The organism is Rothia nasimurium, from assembly GCF_035916755.1.
Classification (GTDB): Bacteria; Actinomycetota; Actinomycetes; order Actinomycetales; family Micrococcaceae; genus Rothia.
In genome coordinates, this window is the sequence record NZ_JAYWIX010000005.1 from 108,976 (window position 1) to 127,347 (window position 18,372).

At 56.9% G+C, this 18,372-nt stretch carries 17 protein-coding genes and 1 tRNA gene; 5 read left to right on the forward strand and 13 right to left on the reverse strand.

Going from position 1 to position 18,372, the window contains the following annotated elements; translation table 11 throughout:
* Positions 1 to 52 precede the first annotated feature (52 nt).
* Both VSX42_RS06620 and VSX42_RS06625 read right to left on the reverse strand, forming a co-directional pair.
* Positions 53 to 124 (reverse strand) — tRNA-Gln (locus VSX42_RS06620).
* A 103-nt stretch (positions 125 to 227) separates the two neighbouring features.
* Positions 228 to 770 (reverse strand): hypothetical protein, encoded by a 543-nt coding sequence (locus VSX42_RS06625; protein ID WP_326503535.1) that lies wholly within the window; start codon positions 768 to 770, stop codon positions 228 to 230.
* Positions 771 to 987: 217 nt separating this feature from the next.
* Between VSX42_RS06625 and VSX42_RS06630 the strand changes: the two genes are divergently transcribed.
* From VSX42_RS06630 to VSX42_RS06640, 3 genes are read left to right on the forward strand one after another with little or no spacing between them, the layout of a single operon-like run.
* The gene (locus VSX42_RS06630) at positions 988 to 2,814 is read left to right on the forward strand and encodes an ABC-F family ATP-binding cassette domain-containing protein (RefSeq protein WP_326503536.1); all 1,827 of its coding nucleotides are present in this window, start codon (positions 988 to 990) and stop codon (positions 2,812 to 2,814) included.
* A gap of 27 nt (positions 2,815 to 2,841) precedes the next feature.
* Positions 2,842 to 2,967 carry a hypothetical protein gene (locus tag VSX42_RS06635; RefSeq protein ID WP_326503537.1) on the forward strand — a complete coding sequence of 42 codons (126 nt, stop codon included), beginning with the start codon at positions 2,842 to 2,844 and terminating at the stop codon, positions 2,965 to 2,967.
* A gap of 38 nt (positions 2,968 to 3,005) precedes the next feature.
* The gene (locus VSX42_RS06640) at positions 3,006 to 3,386 is read left to right on the forward strand and encodes a hypothetical protein (protein WP_326503538.1); all 381 of its coding nucleotides are present in this window, start codon (positions 3,006 to 3,008) and stop codon (positions 3,384 to 3,386) included.
* 199 nt (positions 3,387 to 3,585) lie between these two features.
* Here VSX42_RS06640 and VSX42_RS06645 read toward each other — a convergent pair whose 3' ends face one another.
* The 5 genes from VSX42_RS06645 to rsmA form a co-directional block, all read right to left on the reverse strand.
* Positions 3,586 to 4,470: a glycosyltransferase family A protein gene (locus VSX42_RS06645; RefSeq protein WP_326503539.1), complete on the reverse strand. Its 885-nt coding sequence runs from the start codon at positions 4,468 to 4,470 to the stop codon at positions 3,586 to 3,588.
* Positions 4,460 to 5,644 carry a glycosyltransferase gene (locus VSX42_RS06650; RefSeq protein ID WP_326503540.1) on the reverse strand — a complete coding sequence of 395 codons (1,185 nt, stop codon included), beginning with the start codon at positions 5,642 to 5,644 and terminating at the stop codon, positions 4,460 to 4,462. Before VSX42_RS06650 ends, VSX42_RS06645 begins: the two co-directional genes overlap by 11 nt.
* Positions 5,641 to 7,428, reverse strand: coding sequence for an ABC transporter ATP-binding protein (locus VSX42_RS06655; protein ID WP_326503541.1), 1,788 nt, complete (start codon positions 7,426 to 7,428; stop codon positions 5,641 to 5,643). The genes VSX42_RS06650 and VSX42_RS06655 overlap by 4 nt, the downstream gene beginning before the upstream one ends.
* Before the next feature lie 88 nt (positions 7,429 to 7,516).
* On the reverse strand, positions 7,517 to 8,425 hold the full coding sequence (locus VSX42_RS06660) for a 4-diphosphocytidyl-2C-methyl-D-erythritol kinase (protein WP_326503542.1): 909 nt from the start codon (positions 8,423 to 8,425) through the stop codon (positions 7,517 to 7,519).
* Entirely contained in the window at positions 8,422 to 9,330 is a 909-nt protein-coding gene (gene rsmA, locus VSX42_RS06665; protein ID WP_326503543.1) for a 16S rRNA (adenine(1518)-N(6)/adenine(1519)-N(6))-dimethyltransferase RsmA, read from the reverse strand. The genes VSX42_RS06660 and rsmA overlap by 4 nt, the downstream gene beginning before the upstream one ends.
* A 105-nt stretch (positions 9,331 to 9,435) precedes the next feature.
* Between rsmA and VSX42_RS06670 the strand changes: the two genes are divergently transcribed.
* Entirely contained in the window at positions 9,436 to 10,680 is a 1,245-nt protein-coding gene (locus VSX42_RS06670) for a glycosyltransferase 87 family protein (RefSeq protein WP_326503544.1), read from the forward strand.
* Here VSX42_RS06670 and VSX42_RS06675 read toward each other — a convergent pair.
* The 3 genes from VSX42_RS06675 to VSX42_RS06685 form a co-directional block, all read right to left on the reverse strand.
* Positions 10,634 to 11,710: a TatD family hydrolase gene (locus VSX42_RS06675; protein WP_326503545.1), complete on the reverse strand. Its 1,077-nt coding sequence runs from the start codon at positions 11,708 to 11,710 to the stop codon at positions 10,634 to 10,636. The two genes, VSX42_RS06670 and VSX42_RS06675, sit on opposite strands and share 47 nt — an antisense overlap.
* Before the next feature lie 4 nt (positions 11,711 to 11,714).
* The gene (rsmI, locus tag VSX42_RS06680; protein ID WP_326503546.1) at positions 11,715 to 12,599 is read right to left on the reverse strand and encodes a 16S rRNA (cytidine(1402)-2'-O)-methyltransferase; all 885 of its coding nucleotides are present in this window, start codon (positions 12,597 to 12,599) and stop codon (positions 11,715 to 11,717) included.
* A gap of 102 nt (positions 12,600 to 12,701) precedes the next feature.
* Positions 12,702 to 13,628 carry a hypothetical protein gene (locus VSX42_RS06685; RefSeq protein WP_326503547.1) on the reverse strand — a complete coding sequence of 309 codons (927 nt, stop codon included), beginning with the start codon at positions 13,626 to 13,628 and terminating at the stop codon, positions 12,702 to 12,704.
* A 319-nt stretch (positions 13,629 to 13,947) separates the two neighbouring features.
* Here VSX42_RS06685 and VSX42_RS06690 point away from each other — a divergent pair, with 319 nt between their 5' ends.
* A complete protein-coding gene (locus VSX42_RS06690) occupies positions 13,948 to 15,555 on the forward strand; it encodes a dolichyl-phosphate-mannose--protein mannosyltransferase (protein ID WP_326503548.1) in 1,608 nt (535 codons plus the stop codon).
* Between the two features lie 4 nt (positions 15,556 to 15,559).
* Here VSX42_RS06690 and VSX42_RS06695 read toward each other — a convergent pair whose 3' ends face one another.
* The 3 genes from VSX42_RS06695 to VSX42_RS06705 all read right to left on the reverse strand — a co-directional run bounded on the left by VSX42_RS06695 (position 15,560) and on the right by VSX42_RS06705 (position 18,372).
* Positions 15,560 to 16,582, reverse strand: coding sequence for a TIGR01906 family membrane protein (locus VSX42_RS06695; RefSeq protein ID WP_326503549.1), 1,023 nt, complete (start codon positions 16,580 to 16,582; stop codon positions 15,560 to 15,562).
* A 138-nt stretch (positions 16,583 to 16,720) separates the two neighbouring features.
* The gene (locus tag VSX42_RS06700) at positions 16,721 to 17,965 is read right to left on the reverse strand and encodes a L,D-transpeptidase (protein ID WP_326503550.1); all 1,245 of its coding nucleotides are present in this window, start codon (positions 17,963 to 17,965) and stop codon (positions 16,721 to 16,723) included.
* 143 nt (positions 17,966 to 18,108) lie between these two features.
* Positions 18,109 to 18,372 carry a DUF3499 domain-containing protein gene (locus VSX42_RS06705; RefSeq protein WP_326503551.1) on the reverse strand — a complete coding sequence of 88 codons (264 nt, stop codon included), beginning with the start codon at positions 18,370 to 18,372 and terminating at the stop codon, positions 18,109 to 18,111.

The following is an 18,372-nucleotide window of genomic DNA, read 5'->3' on the forward strand; positions in this document are numbered from 1 at the left end:
CTCCTTGAGCGAGTAAGACCCCGGTAGTTTGCGAGATGTATGGGGTGTTGAGCTCCGCCACAAGGACTCGAACCTTGAATAACGGCTCCAAAGGCCGCTGTGTTGCCAATTACACCATGGCGGATCACTGTTCCCTGCCTCAAAGAAGCAGTAGGAACGAATCTAGATATTACCAAGTCTCAGGCCCAGAAGGAAACGCCCCAGCCCTGCATGTCGCCCAGAGCGGCCTAGCGACCCAACCAGGGAATGATTTTCGTCAGAGCCAGCTCAATCTCTTCCACAGCTACCTGCGCAGCCTCAGGGCCGCGCCGGTAGGGGTCAGCAATGCGGTCTTCAGGGCTAGGGGGCTGATCAAATGCCCACATAAAAGACACAGGATCCACCCTGCGCCCTGCTGTTTCCCGTGCCCGAGCCATCTGCTTGAGCAGATGAATCTTTGAACTGTGCTGGGGCCATTCCCGCACCAGCCAGTTAAGGTGCTCCTTCTCCATCACAAGCACCAGGGCAGATTCAGCCAAGAGTTCAGCTGTTACCTGCTTAGCTGAGTGCTGGTGGAAGTCGATGCCCCGCTGCTCAAGCTCCTTATCGATATGGGGGGCCACTCCTGCACCAACCACAGCCCCGGTACCTGCGCTATCAAAAACCCACTCAGACTCAGGGGGAGAGAGCTGGGCTGAGATGTATTGGGCAGAAGCACTGCGGGCGATATTGCCGGTACAGACAAAGAGAATCTTTTTGGTATAGCTGCCTGTATCAGGCTCTGCGGGCATAACAGGTTTACGCTTTTTCAGCAAAGCCCCTACATTGAAATGCGCCATACCTCTACTCCATACCGATTTAGAACAGCCAGTTTCATTAAATCTATAACATGCTTTCAAGGGGCTTTGCACCCTTTAGCGGCTGCCTTCACCCCAGCACATATGTCTACATCTTCCGCCCTCTTCCCTCCTGCTGACAGATAGCTGATCTACCTTGTAGCCTAGAAGGGTGGCACATCTACTTGGCGGCGAAGACCTGCATATTGAATTTCCTACTCGCACCATCTTTGAGGGCATCACTGTTGGCCTGAATGAGGGCGATCGTATCGGCATCGTGGGCCGTAATGGTGACGGCAAATCCACCCTGCTTTCCCTGCTAGGCGGGCGTCTTACCCCAGATGCGGGTAAGGTCACAGTACGTTCGGGCACCCGCGTTGGCTTCCTTGACCAGGCCGATGTGCTCGATGACTCGCTGACGGTGGGTCAGGCTATTGTGGGCGATGCTCTCGAGTACGAGTGGGCTTCTGACCCTAAGATCCGTGATGTGATTTCAGGTCTGGTGTCAGACCTTGACTGGCAGGCCCCTGTGACTGCTCTTTCTGGTGGTCAGCGTCGCCGTGTTGCCCTTGCCGCTTTGCTGGCAGGTGATTGGGACGTCCTTATGCTCGACGAACCCACTAACCACCTCGATGTTGAGGCTATTACTTGGCTGGCTAATCACCTCAAAACCCGCTGGCCCAAAAATTCAGGTGGCCTGCTGACCGTCACCCACGACCGCTGGTTCCTAGATGAAATTTGCACCGATACCTGGGAGGTTCACGACGGTATCGTTGAGCCCTTTGAGGGTGGCTATGCCGCCTATATTCTGCAACGGGTTGAGCGTGACCGCCAGGCAGCAGCAACCGAGGCTAAACGCCAGAATCTTATGCGTAAGGAACTAGCCTGGCTGCGCCGCGGTGCCCCGGCCCGCACCTCTAAGCCTAAGTTCCGTATTGATGCCGCTAATGCCCTGATTGCCGATGTTCCCCCGGTCCGCAACAAGGTGGAGCTGTCGCAGATGGCGGTCTCCCGCCTGGGTAAGGACGTAGTGGATATTGAGGACGTCGATGTCAGCTACCCCCTTGCCAATGCACCCGGGGCTACGAAGGACGTGCTCAAAAAGGTTACCTGGCGTATCGCCCCGGGTGAGCGCACCGGCATCATGGGGGTCAACGGCGCCGGTAAATCAACCCTGCTAGGCCTCGTTACTGGCTCGGTACAGCCCACACGCGGGCGGGTTAAGCACGGCAAGACCGTGAAGGTCGCTACGCTCACCCAGCAACTCGATGAGCTTCGGGAAGTTGAGAATGACCGGGTATCAGATGTCATTGGGCGCAAGCGTACCTCCTATGTAGCTGGCGGCAAGGAAATGACTCCCGGGCAGCTACTAGAGCGCTTGGGCTTTACATCGGCACAGTTATCTACCCCGGTGAAAGACCTCTCAGGCGGTCAGAAGCGCCGCCTTCAGTTGCTGCTGATTCTCTTGGACGAACCCAATGTGCTCATTCTGGACGAGCCTTCAAACGACCTGGATACCGACATGCTGGCAGCTATGGAGGACCTTCTAGACACCTGGCCGGGCACCCTGCTGGTGGTTTCCCACGACCGTTACCTGATGGAACGCGTCACCGACCAGCAGTACGCCCTGATCAATGGCACCTTTAGGCACCTGCCCGGTGGGGTTGATGAGTACCTGCAACTTTCAGCTTCTGCTACAGCTTCCCCCTCAACCAAGGCGGTTGATTCCTCACCGCTAGGTAAGCAGGACGCCGCTAGCAGCTCTGCTGCTAAGGCTAGTGGGGCTGAGGTTCGGGCTGCCCAGAAGGAAATCAATCAGATTGACCGCAAGCTGGCTAAGTTGGCAGACCAAAAAGCCAAGCTGGATGAGAAAATGGCCAGCCACGATCATTCAGATTATGAGGGCTTGGCAGCCCTATCTGCTGAGCAGCAGGGAGTCCAGGACGAAATCGATGAGCTAGAGATGCGCTGGATGGAGCTAAGCGAGATTCTGAGCTAAGCAAGCTAAGAGAAAGAAGGAGAAGAAATGGCAAAAATTGCAGTCATTTGTGAGGGGCAGGCAAGCGACCGCCCCTATGGTGTAGATATTCTCCCCGTGAACTCGGCCATTCTCTGGTGGAAGTTTCTACAGCCTCCCATCCTGCCCACATAAAGATCCGGGATGTTGCTGAACATCGAATCGGTTTTCCAATGGATAAAGCTATCCGCTCTATGGGTCATGTTGCGTCAGCAGATGTGCTTCTCTGTTTTCTTGAAAGCTATACCATTTTCCCCTCGCTCTTAAAGCAAAAGAAAATTCCACCCTTCTCGGCTACTCCCCTAGCCATGATTTCATACTGGCTGGCAGAAGAGATACGCTATCTACCAGTTGCGGAAAGGAAGGAGATAGTTAGAAAGTATTCAGGCGTGGATCTCAACTTTGTATTGAGTGAGAACCAAATAGATATTCTGACGGACTCAGGGTTCGATGCAGAACGCATCGAAAGTATCAACTTCGGTTTTGCCCCAGAAACTTTTTCATTCAACCCCCGTGCAGAACGCCCCCCTAGCTCTTTCTGCTGTGGGTTTTGACAGAGGAAGAGACTATAAAACCCTCATTGAAGCCCTCAGAGCTCTTGGATCACGGGCGGCTCAGCATGTGCATGAGCGCCTCACCTATAGTCACATGTGGAATTCTACGAAAAAGCCTTCAAAGCAAGAGGGTGGATAGCACAATAATCGGACTCCCTAAACAGAAAATTGCCAGCCTCAAGAATAAGGCTGGCAATTTTTATTTTAGCTTCCGCTGTGGAAGAGTCCTCAAAACCTGATACCGTAGAGTCCCTTCAAGCACACCAACGTTCCACCAGAAGCCTCTAATTTCTTCTCGTGTTCGCTGGCCCTTCGCTAAGTAACCGGGAAGGGCCAGAAGCACTTTGCGTAGCATGAGTTTCAAACCGGGTAATTTATGGTCAAAAGCAGGGGAAAAATTCATTATCAGTTGAATCCAAGTACGCCCGTAGTTTCTCATCTGACCTGCTAAATCTGTAAGAGATGACCGCTGTCGATAGTGAATAAGTGGTTTATCGACCCACCCTAACTGGAAACCTTGTGTGGTCGCACGAAGACAGAAATCTACTTCATCATGACCAGCTTGATAGGAAAGGTCAAAGCCTTCAAGAGCCTCAAAGACTTCACGTTTGAAGCCCATACTAGCTCCCAGCACATAAGGAATGCCTTCAAAAACTTGAGGTTGCTGGATATTGATATCCCCTAGCTGGTAGGAAGATGAGGGTTCATCGAAGAGCAAGAGCTGATGACCGCTACCTACAAGGTCAGCGTCAGCTAAAGCATCTACCATTGCTTCCACCCAGGTCGGCGCGACGATGTCATCAGCATCGCAGACCAACAAGAGCTTACCTCCTGCCTGGGAGCATCCAAGATTCCGGGCATAGGATACACCTCGCTGTGATGAGGAATCAGTTCTCCGTATAAGGGTGCTTTTCTGCTCCCATTCTGCCACGATACTTGGAGTTCGATCCGTAGAGCCGTTATCAGAAACAATAATCTCATCAGGCAATACAGAACTCTTCAGCAGAGCCTCAAGCTGTAAAGAGATAAAATCTTCAGCGTTATAGGTTGGAATAACGACAGAAACACCTACATTAGAGCCCACGGTACACCTCCTTGATTTTCCCTTGGTAGGCTTCCTTGGAGTACACACGGCTAGCTTCTACCGCTGACTGCCCTGCTTTCTGGGCAAAAGTTTCATAGTCATCAAGTACAGCTAATACCTTCTCAGCAAAAGCCTGGGGACTTTCAGCTAGAGCCGAGGCCCAGCTAACCTGGGCGATTCCTTCAATACCCGCCCCTGTTGAGACCAGGGGGATACCCCGAAGAATTGCATCTAGGGTCTTAAACTTGACCCCGCTCCCTAGCTTAATGGGGGAAACTAGCAGGGTTGCCTGGGCATAGATAGGCTCAAGGTCGTCAACGAAACCGGTAAATTCAATGCGGGCGTCCTCTCCCAACTTCATCAGATCATGAGAAGGACTTTCTCCAACTACCGTAAATTTTATCTCAGGTCTCTTTGCCCAAATCAAGGGAAGCACCTGACGAATAAACCACTCAACTGCCTGATGGTTCTCCCAGCGATACATGGTTCCCACAAACACCACATTATGACCAGGTTTCCTCTGTAGTTTTGGCTGACTAAAATCTAAATAAACCGGCGGTATAACGGTGTAGACCCTGTCTTTGACCTTCTTAGGGGCTCGTAAAAGAGCCCTATCTTTATCTGATAGGACGACAGTCCTATCAAGAAAACGAGTCGTTAGCCCTTCCAATAGGCCAGATGTTATCGCCTGAGCACACCACAATGAAGATTTTATAGGTTGAGGTTCTGATGCAGAACGGCGTTTTAATCTTTGCTCATTGATATCATGGAAAGTACCTACGAGACGAGCAGTAGGATTAATTCTCCGCATGAGGGGAGCTAGTAAAACATTAGAACTCCACTGCATATCAATAACTGCTGCTTCCTGGAGTAGGCTCATAGCCTGCTTATCTCGCATCAGGGCCATATAAAAACTGATATTGGGGATCCAGGTGAAGGAGCGAGTAAGACGCGCAACCGCTCTTTCCAATGGCCTTGTACCTGTAGCCACGAAGTATCGAGGAAGGTCATAGGCTGGGGCATAGCCATTACGCGGAACGGAGGCAAGGAAAATAGGGGTATGCCCGGCTTCCCTCAGCGCAAAATAAAGCTCTCGGATTAAGCGTTCCCCCGCACTTGTAGGCTCAGGCTTAGGTACTTCATGTGAAAGAATAACGACAGAATACTGGCTCATGATAGCTTCCCCAATTCAACAAGCTCACGGAAGTCCTGATTAACAGCAGAAAGCTCCTCGAAACTTCCCTGATTGATAACCCTGCCATTTTTCATGTAAAAAATGATATCTGCCTTCTTAATAGTCGACAGGCGATGAGCTACCATGATGATTGTCATCTCTCCCGACAGGCGGTCAATGGTCTGAGTAATCTTATGCTCAGTTTTATTGTCAAGAGCAGATGTTGCTTCATCAAGTACCAGCAGCTTTGGGTTCCGGTAAAGAGCCCGAGCGATTCCCAACCTCTGTCTCTGGCCGCCAGAAAGGCGCCCTCCTTCATGTCCTAGCTCTTCCTCAATTCCAGCAGGAAGACTCGCTACCAGTTCTCCCAACTCAGCCTGCTCAAGAGCCTCAAGTACACGCTGATCGTCAATTTCTTCTGCCTTTAGACCGAATGCCACATTTTCTTTGAGGCTAGCTGGCAGAATATAAACACTTTGAGGAACAACACCAGCTTGCTGATGCCAGGATTTAATATCTTCTCTAATATTGTGCTCACCGCACCGCACATTGCCCTCAGCTGGGGTCAACATGCCCAAGATAAGATCTACCAGAGTCGATTTGCCTGACCCGCTTGAGCCGACAAAGGCAACAGTGCTACGCGCAGGAATTGTCAACGAAACCTTATCAAGCACAGCAGGCTCTTCAGGCGAGTATTTGAAAACTACATCTTCAACAGAAATATCCCCATCGAAGCTCAGGCCCGGCGAATCAACCTGAGAGTGGAGCTCCTGCCCTCTGAAGTAGGAAATCTCTTCGTTGATAATCCTCACACCAGCTGAGCCTGCCCGCATCGCGTTCACAGATGCAATGGTAGAAGTCAGGGCAGGCATGATACGAACCGCTGCAACTGTAAATACACCCATGGTGGCAACAGCTTCAGCCTGATTTTTTGTGGAGAACATATAGGTTGCCAACACGGCGATACTCACAATAAAAACAATCTCTATGATGTTCTTAGGGAGTTCGTTGATAACGGCCTGCTCACGATTAGCCTTAGCCCGCATCTGAGCACCTACTGCATAGCTCTCTTTAAAATTCTGGGCGACACCAAAAAGGCGCATCTCTCGGAAGGCAGATAGGGCAGGCATGGCAGAAAACCACGAAACATAATCTGCTTCGGTGATTTGAAGACTAATCTTTGAAAGACGCTTCTTTAAGAGTAGTGGTATGAGATAGCCAACCACTGCAAAGATAGTGATAGCAAACAAGGCCACCAAAGGAGAAACAAAGACCAGTACCCCCAGCATGAGCAGGACTGTTACAAGTCCAGTTACCACGTTCAGCAAGCTGAGAATACTCTGACTGTACCCCTGGGCTACAGCAGTAGCTAGATTCGTATGGAGCTTAGAAAGGTCTCGCTTCTTATGATCCTGGTAGGGTGCATCAAGGTAGAGACCCAAAAGCTTTACCCGGGCAGTTCGTTCAAGTCTTTGGATAAACCCAACCTGCCACCAGCGGAAGCCAATTGCATAAGCTGTCTTACCTACAAAGGCCACGATGATGATACCTGCCAGAACCATGATGAGGTCTTGACGCTCAGAAATGCCGACAAAAGCAGCAATTCTTCCCAAGATTCCAGCATCAATAGCCTGACCAGAAGCAGCCAGCAGAAGCGGGTAAGTAGCCAGAACGCCTAAGATTTCCAGCAGGGAAACTGTCAGAGAACCTAAAACAGCAATGACCATTTTAGCTTTGACTGGAAAATCAACGAGGTAAAACAAGTTGCGAATACTGCTGATCATAGCCCCTACACTACTGAATTAAAACGAGTAACGCCCCCCATTCTACCGCCACCTTCCCCCGAGGGAATTAGTTCGACCCTCCAGGTAACTAGGAGATAAAGGCAACTGTAGGCCCTGAGCCCGAGACAAAACTTGCCTCCACCTCGGGTTGGCTTTGAGCCCCGTCAAGGGTTTCGGCCAGCTCCGGCAACAAGGCAACAGCAGGGGCAGCCAGGTCATTGCGCAGTAGCCCGGCGATAGCCGGCAAGCGCTTCTGCAGCGGCTCGGCCGAGGTCAGCAGGTCTAGCAGCTCCTGCGGAACTTGCAGAGTGGCGTCCGGAGCAGGGTAGCGCCCCTCAGCCCGACCAGCATCCAGCTCCCTAAACACCGCGGGAGTCGATAGCCCAGCCGTCGAAGGCACAAACCCAAACTTCAGCGGCTCCACCCCCTCAGGCACCTTGATTGGAGTGAGCTGATCCCCCACCCCGATACCCACGGCCAGGCCGCCTAGCAAGGCGAAAGGCACATCGGCGCCCAGCGGAGCGGCCAGCTCCAACAGGCGCTCAAGCCCAAGAGGCGCAGCAGCAAGACCGGCCTGCACCAGGTAGTCGTTCATCGCCTTCATAGCAGCAGCAGCATCGGCTGAACCACCGCCCATACCACCGGCAACCGGAACAGCCTTATCAATATGAAGCTGAACGGAGACGTCCGCAGGCTCCAGGCCGCGCTCCGCCAGCACCGCCGCCGCACCGCGATAGGCCAGGTTAGTTTCGTCGAGCGGAACCACAGCCGGGTCAAAAGCCCCGGCAGCAACCTGCTCTGCCACAGGGGAGCCCTCAGCAACGCTCATCGACTGGGCGATACCCGGCTCTTGAGCCGAAGAAATCGTCACGTGCTCCAGCACATCGGTAGCGGCGTAAAGCGAGGCAACCTCGTGGTAGCCGTCCTCCCGCAGGGGCCCCACCGCAAAATACAGGTTGACCTTGCCGGGGGCGGTAGCAGAAACGCTGAGGGTCATGCGGACGCACCCTCCCCGCCCTGGTCGGCAGGGGCAGGTACCTGCCGGGCGGCTTCGCCAATCTTGATGAAGTCAAAAATATCGAGCTTTTCCCCGCGCAGCTGCGGGTCAATACCGGCAGCCTCAAGAATCTCACCGGCGCGGGCAGCAGAACCAGCCCAGCCGGCGAGGGCAGCTCGCAGGGTCTTACGGCGCTGGGCAAAGGCTGCATCGACAATGGCAAAGACCTTTTCACGAGGCAGGTCAGACAGTAGCTCGGAGCGGCGTTTAAAAGCTACCAGGCCCGACTTAATCTTGGGGGCAGGCCAGAAAACGTTGGTGCCGATAACCCCTGCCTTAGATACTTCGGCAAACCAGTTGGCCTTGACCGAGGGCACCCCGTAAATCTTTGAACCGGGCTTGGCTGAGAGGCGGTCGGCAACCTCGTCCTGCACCATAACCAGGGCATGCTCGATGGAGGGGAAGGTAGCGAACATGTGCAGGAGCACCGGCACCGCCACGTTGTAGGGCAGGTTAGCAACCAGGGCGGACGGGGTGCGCGGCAGCTCGGTGACCTTCATGGCGTCCGAAAGCACCACGTCGATGCGGTCTTCTGAGCCGGGCCGGAACTTGGCGATAGTAGCGGGCAACTGCTCGGCCAGAGGCGGGTCGATCTCAACAGCAACCATATCTCGGGCAGCGTCCAAGATACCCAGGGTAAGGGACCCCAGACCCGGGCCAACCTCAACCACCGTCTCATCGGGGCTGATACCGGCAGCGGCAATGATACGACGAATCGTATTGGGATCAATCACGAAGTTCTGCCCCAGGGTCTTAGTGGGGCGGATGCCGAGCTGGGCTGCCAGGTCACGAATTTCTTGGGGGCCGAGCAGAGCATCGGGCGCAGGAGATTGCTGTTCAGTCACGCTCTCTAGTCTACCGGGTCTGTATATACACATAGGTTTCTTCGCTCCCAGAACGCCCCCGGTAGAATTACTGCTCGTACCAAGCCACCCAACCCCGGGGACCCCATGCCTGTAGCACCTGCCGCCCACCAGCGTCCGCCCATCGCCGCCCTCACCAGGGCGCTTACCAGCACACCCGCCCTGGTGACCGCTCTAGCGCTGACCCTCATCAGTGCCTACCCCTTCCTCTGGGACGAGAAAATGGTCGCCCGGGAATTCTTCGACCTACAGGTCTACTACGGTGGGGTTGCCCACTGGCTAGAAACCGGCCAGCTCTACAACTGGGCCCTACCGCCCGAAGAAATCTACGGGTTCACCTACCCGCCCTTTGCTGCCCTAGTTTTCACCCCCTTTGTGCTACTCACCAGTGCAGATACCGCAGGGCCTATATTCCTGTTGCTCAACATTACCGCGCTGGTGGCCCTGGTCTACCTCTCCTGCAGGGGTATGGGGGTAGGCGAGCGCCCCGCCCTAGCTGCCGGGCTCTGGCTCACTCCCCTACTACTCAAGTTCTTCCCCATCAGCTTCAATATGGAACTGGGGCAGATTAACCTCTTTTTGGTACTGCTGATTCTCACCGACATTATCTACCTCAAAAACACCCGCTGGCACGGGGTTCTGATTGCCCTTACCGCCTGCATCAAGCTCACCCCGGCTATCTTCGGGTTGCTCTTCATCGCCACCCGCGATTGGAAGTCTCTGGCTCGTTTCGTGGGCACCGGTCTGGCCTCAATCGCGCTGAGCTTTGCCGTCGATTTCGAGGTAGCCCGCGAATACTTCACCGAGAAAATCTTTGAATCCTCCCGCGTGGGGTCAATTACCGGGGCTCTGAACTATAACCTACTCGGCACCTGGGCTATGCTCTTCCCCTCCTGGCTCGCCGGCGTCCTCTTTGCCGTCACCGCCCTGGGTTCGGTAGTGCTGACTTACCTGGCCGTGCGCAGGTTAGCGTGGCAGGACGCCCCCGGCGCCTACCTGGGGGCAGCCTCCTGTGTTGCGGCACTGGGGCTGCTGCTCTCCCCCATCTCCTGGACCCACCACTGGGTCTGGTTCGTTACCTTCCTCGTCTTTGCTGCCCTCTACGGCTGGCGTACCGCGCACACCGGCTACCTCTACCTAGCCGCCACCGGTGTGCTCATCTTTGCCATGCCCTTTGCGGTCTGGTTTGGCGGACACGATTGGGGCGGCAACGAGTGGCCCGAACACCTGGCTCTATTGCATGCCCTGCCGGTGGCCTGGGCGGTCGCCTACCTGGCGCTAGGGGCTAGAAGCCCTCAAACCCCCAGCTCCCGTAGGCTGCCAGGGAGTTAGCGCGGATATCCCGGCAAAGCTCTTCAAGGTCGGCGCCCAGGTGGCCTGCCATAAAACGCACGGTGTAGTTGGTCATGTAGCTGGCATTAGGGCGGCCCCGGAAGGGGTGGGGGGTCAGGAAGGGCGCGTCAGTCTCAGCCAGAATCAGCTCCCGGCGGGCTAACTTCAGGGACTCCTGAATACCGTGCGAGCTCTTGAAGGTCACGGTGCCAGCAAAGCTCATGTACCAGCCCTGCTCGTTACAGATTTCAGCCAGGTCGGGCCCGCCTGAGTAGCAGTGGAAAATCACGGTCTCGGGCGCGCCCTCATCAAGCAAGATACGGACGACGTCCTCGTGCGCGTCGCGGTCGTGAATCTGCACGGCCTTACCGTGCTTCTTCGCCATACGGATATGGGCGCGGAAAGATTCTTCCTGTGCTCCCTTGCCCTCCTCACCCGTGCGGAAGTAGTCCAGGCCGGTTTCGCCCAGGGCACGGACGCGCGGGTCGGCTGCCAGCGCATCGATAGCTGCCAGGGCGGCTTCGAGCTGACCAGCTTCTGCCAGCTTGGGGGCTTCGTTAGGGTGCAGGGCCACAGCAGCCAGGACGCGGGGGTCGGCCTGGGCAGCTCGCACAGCGTAGAGGGAACTGGGCACATCACAGCCCACCTGCACAATCGCACCGATGCCCAGGGCTTCGCCGGTATCGAGGGCGTCGCGGGCGGTGACGGCGACCTCTCCGTCGAGCAGGTCCATGTGGGTGTGGTTATCGACAATGGCGTAGGGCAGCGGCGCGGGAGCTGGCGGGAAGACCAGGTTACGGCGGCGCCCGTCCTCCCCTTTCTCACCGCGGCGGCGGGTGCCCTCCCCGCTGGGCTCCCCCGCGGTGTTGTAGCGGTCAGCCTGATAGGCCGGGGGCACCTCGCCCTCAAGAATCGGTTCGGGGGTCTCAAAGATGGTGGCGGTCTGCTCGGCCTCACTGGGCAGGTAGGAGGCAAAGCGCTCGGCAAGCTCGCGGAGTTCGACGTCGGTCAAGGTGTGGTCGGTACACATAGGTTTAGCTTTCTGAATCTTTGACGGCCAGGGTTGCCTGGTAAAGGTCGCGCTTAGACACCCCGTAGGCTTCGGCCACCTGGGCACAGGCGGCTTTCAGGCGGACGCCACCGGCCACAAGCTCCAGGACGAGGTCGGTCAGATTCTCTGCCTCTTCAGCCTCGGGTTCAGGGGCCCCCTCCACCACGATAGCGATTTCCCCCTTAATCTGCTTAGATTCGGCCCAGGTAATGAGTTCTTGCAGGCTACCGCGGGCAACCTCTTCGTGCAGCTTGGTCAGTTCCCGGCAGACAGCGGCGCGGCGCTCTGCCCCGAAAACTTCGGCGAAATCGTACAGGGTCGCGGCCAGCCGGTGAGGGGACTCGTAGAAGACCATGGTGCGATCTTCAGTAGCGAGCGCGGCCAGGCGCCGAGTGCGGTCTGAGCCCTTGCGCGCAAGGAAGCCCTCAAAGGTGAAACGGCCCGAGGGTAGGCCGGAGACGGCTATAGCGGTCACAACAGCTGAGGGCCCCGGCAGGGCGGTAACGGTCAGGCCGGCGTTGGCCACGGCAGCGGCTGCTACATAGCCGGGGTCGGAGACAGCGGGCATGCCGGCGTCCGACATGAGCAGCACGGTCTGCCCGGCTGCCACAGCCTCAACAATCTGCCCAGCGCGGTCAGCCTCGTTGTGGTCGTGGTTGACCAGCACCTGCCCCCGGGTGGTGACGCCCAGCCCTGCGGCTAGTTTACGCAGGGTACGGCTGTCTTCAACAGCGAGGACGTCAGCGGACGCGAGCGCCTCGCGCAGGCGCGGGGAGGCATCGGCTAGATTGCCGATGGGGGTTCCGCCAAGGATGAGGGCGCCGCCTTCGGCCGGCGCAGCGGGCGTGGTGTGAGGGGAGGATTCCATAGGGTTAAACCCTACTACTTTTATTCCCCTACAAGTAGGGACCAGATTCCTCCCGACGTCCTTGTCCACCACACATACAATCGTTACTTTTCTGGTCCCTTGTTACCTGAGCGCCGCGATTCTGCTGCTCCCGTTTTTTCGTTGCATGGTGGCAAGAACTTCACGAACGATCCTCCGCGGGTGGTTCACAACGGTAGACCAGTCGTAGCGCAGCACATCCCATCCCGCATTTTTCAGTAGCTTCTCGCGTCGCACCTCGTTGAAGAAAACCTCATCGCGGCTCTGGGAATCAAGGTATTTCACCCGCCCATCAAATTCGAGAGCAATCATTTCATCTTCGTAAGCAAAGTCGAGCCGGAAGTGTTCATTGTCAACCCAGACATCAACCTGCTGGGCTGGCAGGGGTAAGGGGCTCATGTGTAAGACCCATTTCAGCTTGCTTTCACCAGCGCTCTCGCTCGAAGAGCTCATGAGGCCGGCAACCGTCCGTATTTTCTGAACTCCGCGCCCCCTCTGGCACCCCAAGTACTCCGCGACTTCCTCAACGGTGCATGCTCCCTGATAGAGCGCTGACTCAACCGTAACCAGTGCTGAGGACGGATGCAGGTAGCGGCAACAATCAGCTAAAGTCCGCAAGCAGGTAGTGAGGTGGAAGAAGCCGTGCACTGACGTTATATCGGGAGCTGTAGACGAATAGTGCTTTGCTATACCTTGAGCACGCCCCCGTGAACTAGGGTGACAACGCACGTCTACTAGCTTCTGATCTACCACGGCAAAGCCGTGCAACCAGGCAGCGGTTTGGTGAGTAAAGATGGTTTGCGGGTTCTTCTTGTAAACAGCAGAAATAAAATAAGGGTACTGCTGATAATAGGGAAGCTGACGGAAGTTTACCCGGGTAGTATAAACACCTGGAAGGAGACGAGTCAGCTCCTGCCGCCTGACCCGGCGAGCGATAACACTAGAGCTCATGCCCAGTTGCTGTAGTTCCCTGTAGGTGTAAACAGTTTGAAGACTATCGAGAATATCCATGACAGCATTCTGTTGTGTAGGAGCTACATTTCTAGAACTGATGTTTTCTGTGGATAAAGTTTCTCCCAGTCTCAACGGATTGCGCCAAAAAAGATTTTTTATCGGTCAGGTTATTACAGCGCATATACAGATATCCACAGGGTAGCTTCACCACCCGTAGGTAGAGCCCCACCCCTCGTAGGGACCAGAAAAATGCCGAAAGTAGGTCATGACAAGAAGTATTGTGGGAGGAATCTGGTCCCAACTAGATAGGACCAGAGGAAGCTGGTCCCCACGCGTCCGCGCGCATGATTCACCTGCCCCAGGTAGCATAGCTAGGGTGACATCTAACCCAACCTCTGCCGTCCTGACCCTCAAAGACGCTTTCACCGAGTCAGCCCTCCGGGCACGGCTAGCTGTAACAGCGGTACCGCTGCCCCGCTACGGCTGGGTGGCGCCCCTACTTGTGCTAGTACTGGCCGGGCTCATGCGTTTTGTGAACCTGGCTAACCCTAACGCCATCGTCTTTGACGAAACCTACTACGCTAAAGACGCCTACTCCCTGTTGCACTTTGGGTACGAGCGCAACTGGTCTGATACAGCCAACGAGACTTTCGTTGCCGGAGCCCCATCGGGCATCCTTGAAACCGCCGAATATGTGGTCCACCCGCCGGTTGGTAAGTGGATGATCGCCTTCGGCATGGCAGTTTTTGGGGACGATAACCCCTTGGGGTGGCGCTTTGCCGCAGCACTCACCGGCACCCTATCGGTAGGTCTGGTCATGCTGGCTGGTTGGCTGCTCTTCCGCTCAGTGACGGTAGCGTCCCTGGCCGGCCTGCTGATTTCTATTGACGGTCTGCACTTTGTGCAGTCCCGCTTTGCCCTGCTAGATATCTTCCTCATGTTCTGGCTGCTGGCCACCTTCGTAGCCCTGCTGCTTGACCGATACCAGGGTAGGCGCCAGCTTGCTACCCGAATCGCAGCTCACGCCCGCGAGCACAAGGGCGCCCCCACCGACGACTTTATGCGCTACGGCCCCTGGTTGGGCTTCCGCTACTGGCGGTTTATCGCCGGTATCTGCGCGGGTCTGGCGGTCGGCGTCAAATGGAACGCCCTCTTCTTCATCGCTATCTTCGGCCTGCTCACGGTCTTCTGGGACGCTAACGCCCGCCGTATTGCCGGTATCCGCCGCTGGTATGTCGCGGGCTTCCTGCGCGACGGCGTCCTCGCCTTCTTCGCCTTCATCGGTACCGGCCTGCTCACCTACCTGGCCACCTGGATCGGCTGGTTCCTCTCAGATTCCGCCTACAACCGTAACTGGGCAGCAGAGCACCCCGGCGAAGGAGTTCTCTGGTTGCCAGAATCTCTGCGCTCACTCTGGGAGTACCACCGCTCCGCCTATGCCTTCCATTCGGGGTTGGATTCCCCCCACACCTACGAGTCCCCGGCCTGGCAGTGGCTGATTTTGGGTCGCCCCACCAGCTACTACTATGAGTCCCCTGACCTGGGGGTTAACGGCTGTACGGTTGACTCCTGTTCTGAGGCAGTGCTGAATATCGGCAACCCGCTCATCTGGTGGTCCTTTATCATCGTTGCGGCCCTGTCCCTGCTCATTGTGCTGCTGCGCCGCGACTGGCGTTTTGCAACCCTTTTCGCGGTCTTTGCGGTAGGCTACTTCCCCTGGTTTGCCTACCCCGAGCGCACCATGTTCTTCTTCTACGCCCTCTCCTTCGAGCCCTACCTGATTCTTATGCTGGCAGGTATTTTGGGGCTGGCGTTAGGACGCCCGGGCGACAGCGTACGCCGCCGCCGGGCCGGGCTACTGGTGGTAGGGCTCTTTGTGGTCTTTGCGCTGTTAGTCTCTATCTACTACTGGCCGATTTGGACGGCTCAGACTGTCCCCTACACCGAGTGGCGCGAGCGCATGTGGTTTGACGCCTGGATTTAGGGGTCTACTTGGTCAGGAGTTCTTTGAGCTCCTGGCGCTCTGCCCGGCGCTTGAGGGCTAGCTGCTTGCGGTAGCGGGTAGGCCAGGTCATGGCGAGGACGGCTGCCGTTATTAAGAGGGTGAGGGCACCTGCGGTGGCGGCTGCGTCCACCCAGAACTGGGGCGGGTAGAGACGAATGAGGGTGTCGCTCATGCGGAACTGCCAGTTGCCCTGGGGGAAGAAGACCTCGTGGAAGGTGGTGAAGAAGGCTTCCCAGCCGATAGCACCGGCAACGCCCAGACCGATAAGCAGGGCTAGGGTGAGCCAAGCACCGGTGAAAAGGGAGGAACGCAGGACGCCCGGGGCCCGCAGGCGCAGGGTTCTAGCTGAGAGCAGGGCAAGGACCAGCATGATGAGGGCAAAGATCATACTGATCAGCATGACCCGTTTGACGTCGGTCATGTGCTCAACCTCGCTGGCAAGGAAGGCAGCTTTACCGCCTGTAGTGATATCGGCCAGGTAGGTATGGGGGGCAAAGTTCAAGATATAGTCCAGCCCGTAGGAGCCCAGGCGCAGTCTTTCCTGGGTATCGAAGCCGTAGCTATCTACCGGGAAACCGGGGCGATGATATTCGAGCCAGAGGAAAGCGGGGCTGGCGACGGCACGCACAGCTAGCATGATGGTCAGCACGGGAACAGCCAGGGCGATGAGGGCCCGGCGCAGCCCCAGCAGGCGGGGCTTGTCGTCTACCGCGACGTCGCGGGCTTCGGCGCGTTCTGAAGCCGGGGTGGCTTCGGGAGCGGACGCGCTGACTTCGGGGGCAGCCACCGCAGCCTGGGGCGCGGTCCAGGGGGTGGCCTCGGAGGGAGCGTCCGCCCCGGTCTGCTCTGCCATTGGACTGGTGTCGTCTACCTCGTAGGCGGTAGGAGCCGGAGTCTGAATACCGCGCTCAGCCCTGCGGGCTGACAGTAGGCTATCGGCCTTAGGCGTAGTGACAGCGGGGCTGAGTTTCTTCCACTCCTGGTTCTGGTCTGGCTGCTGGGCCACGGCGGGTTTCCTCCCGGGTGTCTAGGGTGCGTCTGCCTGTGTATTCTACGCGCTAGAAACCAAAAACTCCCGCCCGGGCACCGGGGGGGCGATGCTAGGGGCGGGAGTGTTGCAGTCTGTGCCGGTTAGGCTCTGGTCTTACCAGTTACCCTTCCAGGTGGAGTCGTGGTAGTTGGCGAAGGGGATGTTCCAGTCGCCGTAGCCGTCGTCGGGGTCAGCCTGGGGGTAACCGGTGTTAACGGTCTCCACCACATCGCCTACGCCAAAGGTGTTGTAGAAGAACTTAGCGTCATCGGGCAGCATGCCGATGCAGCCGTGGGAGACGTTCGCGCGGCCCACTGACGCCCAGGCTGAGGGCAAGGCCTGGTGCACGAACACGCCGCCGGAGGTCAGTCGAGCGGTCCAGGAGGCCCAGAAAGGCTCGTAGTAGTGGGGGTCGTTTTCTCCCAGGTTGAGGGAGCCGGGGTTGAAGTAGTAGCTCTCGGCCTTTTCCATGATGACCAGCTGGCCCACCACTGAGGGCCATTCGGTGTTGCCCAGGGTGATAAAGGCTTCGCGCACCAGCACATCGTCCACATACATCTTGATGGTCTTGGTGTTGTTATCGGCAAAAGCGTAGCGCTTGTTCCAGGTCTTGAAGCTGCGGGTGGTGGTGTGGTTACCAATCATGCCGTTACCCACATCAAGGCCGAAAAGGTCGATGGTGACGGTAACAGTAGAGTTGGTAGCCCACTTGTCTTCGGGGCGGTAGCGCACCATGTAGTCGCTGTACCAGCGGAACTTACCAGCCTGATCGCCGCCACCCTTTACGGTGATGCGTTTTTCGACCTCGGCCTTGTTAAGGACAGGCTCTGAGAAGTTGAACTGGATAATCTTGCCGATGCCGTAGGTGGCTCCCTCGTCAAAGTTCATGAGGGCATCTACCTCATAGGCGGCAGAGACGGTAGAGAAAGTGCTCTCGCCGGCTCCAGCGGTGCCTGCAGCGTCCTCGGCCTCCCACTCCACGGTGTAGTCGCTGTGGAAGAGCATGCGGTCGGTTGAGGCCCAGCTCTTGCCGTCTGCTGCCAGTTCGCCTTCGAGCTCTTCGCCCTTTGCCGTGGTGACGGTGACCTTGGTGAGGGTCGAGTCAGCGGTGGTGACGGTGACGGTCTCGATGGGGTTGATTTCTACCTCGTCGAGAGCGGGGTAGACCTCTACAGTACCGGTGAACTCTGCTGTGGGGGTAGGGCTGGGGGTAGCACTCGCGCTACTGGTCTCGCTGCTGGCGGCGGTGCTCTCTGAGGTAGAGCAGGCTGCCAGGGTCACGGTACCCAGGGCGCCGACGGTCACAAACGACCGACGGGTAAAGGCGTCTCGGTTGGCTGCGTTGATGGGCTTGACCACGAACTTATCTTCCTTATGTCACGTACTGTGGGCGCGAGTGTGTTGTGTGCTCGTCAAAGTTTATCGGATGGGGGCTGTTTTTGATATAGCGGCTACAAGAAAACCCGTTGGCGGAAGGCCAACGGGTTGCGCGGGCTCAGGTTTTAGACTGAGCGCAGGGGCGGGTAGGACGCGTCTGCCTGCTCCTCTACCGCGGGGCTGGTAGCGGGGGCGTCCAGACGCACGACATCCCAGCCCTGGGGGGCGGTGAGCCGGTCGGCGTGGAATTCGCACAGGTCGTAAGCGTGGGGCTCCCGGTGTACCGAGAGGGGACCAATCACAGCGGTTGACTGGGCGTAAGCATAAGTGAGCGTGAAAATAGCCTCACGCTGGCAGGTTTGGCGTGAGCACTGGCGGGTAATTGCCAT

Excerpts from the sequence above, each read along its gene's own strand:
- VSX42_RS06625 (WP_326503535.1), bottom strand. The coding sequence starts at position 770 with ATGCCCGCAGAGCCTGATACAGGCAGCTATACCAAAAAGATTCTCTTT.
- VSX42_RS06635 (WP_326503537.1), top strand. The coding sequence starts at position 2,842 with ATGGCAAAAATTGCAGTCATTTGTGAGGGGCAGGCAAGCGACCGCCCC.
- VSX42_RS06640 (WP_326503538.1), top strand. The coding sequence starts at position 3,006 with ATGGATAAAGCTATCCGCTCTATGGGTCATGTTGCGTCAGCAGATGTG.
- VSX42_RS06650 (WP_326503540.1), bottom strand. The coding sequence starts at position 5,644 with ATGAGCCAGTATTCTGTCGTTATTCTTTCACATGAAGTACCTAAGCCT.
- VSX42_RS06655 (WP_326503541.1), bottom strand. The coding sequence starts at position 7,428 with ATGATCAGCAGTATTCGCAACTTGTTTTACCTCGTTGATTTTCCAGTC.
- VSX42_RS06660 (WP_326503542.1), bottom strand. The coding sequence starts at position 8,425 with ATGACCCTCAGCGTTTCTGCTACCGCCCCCGGCAAGGTCAACCTGTAT.
- VSX42_RS06670 (WP_326503544.1), top strand. The coding sequence starts at position 9,436 with ATGCCTGTAGCACCTGCCGCCCACCAGCGTCCGCCCATCGCCGCCCTC.
- VSX42_RS06675 (WP_326503545.1), bottom strand. The coding sequence starts at position 11,710 with ATGTGTACCGACCACACCTTGACCGACGTCGAACTCCGCGAGCTTGCC.
- rsmI (WP_326503546.1), bottom strand. The coding sequence starts at position 12,599 with ATGGAATCCTCCCCTCACACCACGCCCGCTGCGCCGGCCGAAGGCGGC.
- VSX42_RS06685 (WP_326503547.1), bottom strand. The coding sequence starts at position 13,628 with ATGGATATTCTCGATAGTCTTCAAACTGTTTACACCTACAGGGAACTA.
- VSX42_RS06705 (WP_326503551.1), bottom strand. The coding sequence starts at position 18,372 with ATGGCAATTACCCGCCAGTGCTCACGCCAAACCTGCCAGCGTGAGGCT.